The organism is Gemmatimonas sp. (assembly GCF_044345575.1).
In the GTDB taxonomy this organism is placed as follows: domain Bacteria; phylum Gemmatimonadota; class Gemmatimonadetes; order Gemmatimonadales; family Gemmatimonadaceae; genus Gemmatimonas.
This window is the reverse complement of the sequence record NZ_JBIJAW010000423.1, coordinates 1-2,628: the sequence shown is the minus strand read 5'-3', so window position 1 is coordinate 2,628 and position 2,628 is coordinate 1. Positions and strand designations below refer to the sequence as shown.

2 protein-coding genes are annotated in these 2,628 nt (G+C 70.5%); both read right to left on the bottom strand.

Features of this window, described 5'->3' with window-relative positions:
- Positions 1–1,805 (bottom strand): GAF domain-containing protein (locus ACIQ6O_RS16125; protein ID WP_396208794.1); only part of this gene is annotated, 1,805 nt, incomplete at its 3' end.
- 21 nt (positions 1,806–1,826) lie between these two features.
- Positions 1,827–2,628, bottom strand: an 802-nt coding sequence (locus ACIQ6O_RS16120) for a zinc-ribbon domain-containing protein (RefSeq protein WP_396208793.1), incomplete at its 5' end; no start/stop codon positions are given.

The window sequence follows — 2,628 nt, the reverse complement described above, 5'->3', positions numbered from 1 at the left end:
CTGGGGCGATGCCCGCGCAGGATGTCCAGCGTACCGCTGCCGGCGACGTACTCCACCATGCCGTCACGTCCGCGGGATACGCCGATCGCCTTGCCGATGGAGGGCACGTAACGATCGAGCAATGTCAGCAGTTCGGCGGCGCCCTCCTCGACCGAGACGGCCTGCAGCGTGACCCGTGCGAGCTCGGCGGCGCCTTCGGCGCGCTGTCGCTGCAGGTCCTGCAGGGCAAACAGTCGCGCGGTCTCCACGGCCGTACCGGCATGCCGCGCGATGATGGTGAGCAGGTCGAGGTCCTGCGTATCGAACGGGTGCTGCGGGTCAGCCAGAATGCGAATCACGCCGGCGCTGCGCTGTCCGAAGCGCACGGCGGCACACAGCTCGCTGGTGCCGCGCACAACGTCGGGGCCATCCGTGAGGTGGCAGGCGAGGCGTGATACCCCCGTGGCGGCCGCCAGGCGCACGAGGGTGAGATCGGCCAGCGGCGCGAGATCGCTGCTCACCGGCGAGCCGTTCTCGAGGCGCACCACGCGACGTACCTCGAACTCGCCGTTCGCACCCACCGTCGAGAGCGTGAGCACGTCGCAGGCGCGGCTGGGCAGCACCAGCTGCACCGCGTCGGCGATGCCGTTCGGGAGACTGTCCTCACTGGCCAGCTGCGTGAGCTGCTGCTGCGCCCGCGCCAGCAAGGTGAGACGGTGGGCGCGCTTCTCCACCTCGTCCACGTACAGCGTGTTGCGATAGGCGAGGGCGAATTGCGCGGTGAGATTGACCAGCAGGTCGCGTTCGTCGGCGTCGAAGGTGCGGGTGCCCTCGAAGCGCACCGAGAGCAGCCCCTGGGCACGTTCGTTGATCACCAGCGGCAGCAACGCCACCGCATTGATGCCCGCGTCGCGCAGCGGGGCCGACAACCCCAGATAGGTGTGGTCGGCCTCGAGCACTTCGCGAAACACTGGCTCGGCACGGCGGACGACCTCGCCGAGCGACGACCCCCAGAACTCGGTCGCCACACGGCGTCCGTCCGTGAGACGTACGCCCTGTTCGTAGAGGAGCGCCGCGGTGCGCACGCGCGCGTCGGCTTCGTAGAGGCCGAAGCCTTTCGCGTGGAATTCGTCGCGCACCACGGCGCCAAGGCATTCGTACAGCGCCTCGCGATTGGGCGCGTCGGCGAAGGCGCGCGCCGACCGGGCGAGCACCGCATTCGCGTGGGCGGCCCGCGCCGCGTCTTCGGCGCGATTCCGCGCCTCGTCGGCCGCGTGCTGCGTACGCTGCAGCAGGCGCTGCGTGCGCAGCACCACGGCGGCCTGGGCGGCCAGGTACTCCAGCAGCGCGAGACGGCCGTCGTTGAGCGTCCCGTGTCGGGGATTGATGACGATGAGCAGCCCCACCGGCGCGTCGTCGAGCACGATGGGGGCTACCGCGAGCTGCCGCATGTCGACCGGCGCCGACACGATGGCGCTCACCCACTCGTCGCCCAACGCATCGTCGGTGAACTGCACACGCTGCTGGCTGACCGCGTCGCGGAGGATGGAGCGTCCCGCCTTCAGGGCGAGACGCTGGCCATCGAACACGCGGAGGGTGCCGCTCGACGCCGAGACGACGTAGTGGTCCGCGTCGAGCAGCTCGATGACGGAAGCCCCTTCGGCGTCGACGATGAGGCGCGCGGTGTCGGCGAGGCGGTCGAACAGTTCCTCGCGCGTAAGCGACTGCTCCGCGAGGTCGCGTGCAAACCGCGTAAGCGCGGGGAGCACGTCGACCGGCGCGGGGCCGGCTACCTCTTCATGCGCGGCGTCGGACCGTTGACTCACGGGAAATCGCCGTCAAGCCGCTTACTTCTTCTGCGCGTCCGACGCTGCGCGGTCGATCTCTGCGCGGTGCTGCACGTACTCCTCGGCCTGCGTGGCCAGCTGCGGCGCCAGCGCCTTGAGCAGGCGGCCGTCGAAGCCCTTGGCGGCCGACTCGTTCTTGGTCATGCGGGCCGCGCGGGCGGCGAGCAACAGGCCGAGCAGGTTGTCCGGCTGTTCCTTGATGATGGTGTCGGCCTGCGCCTTGGCCACCTCGGCGTTCCCCGTCACTTCGGCGATGCGGCCGTAGTGGTACCGTTCGTCGAGGGTGGGGCCGTCCAGCATTTCATGCGAGGCCAGCGCCATGGGCGCGAAGAACGCCACCGAGTCCACCTTGCCCAGCTCCGCGTATTCCATAATGCGGATGTAGAGCTTGTTGGCGCGCTCGCTCGGGGAGAGGTTGGCGATGTTCGGGGCCGCACCGCCACCCGCGCCGCCGCCCGCTGCGCCACCCGCGAAGGGCGCCCCGTCGGGGGCCGCCTGGCCATCGAGTTCCTGCGTGGGGAGCGAGTTGGCGGAGCCATCGAGCGACGACCCGGCCGGCTTGCCGAAGTTCTTGCCCGCGACCATGGCAATGAGCGCGAGCAGCGCCACGAAGGCCACACCCCACGGGAGCACGGCCGCCGCGCCGCTGGCGGGCTGCGCCGCCTGTCGCGTGAGGGGGAGCCCCTGGCCCAGGGGGGTGCCACAGCGGTGGCAGAAGCGGGCGCCGGCGGACATGGCCGCGCCACAGGCGGCGCAGAAACCGGCGCCGGCGGTGCTGTTCGAAGAAGTCATGGGGTTGGAA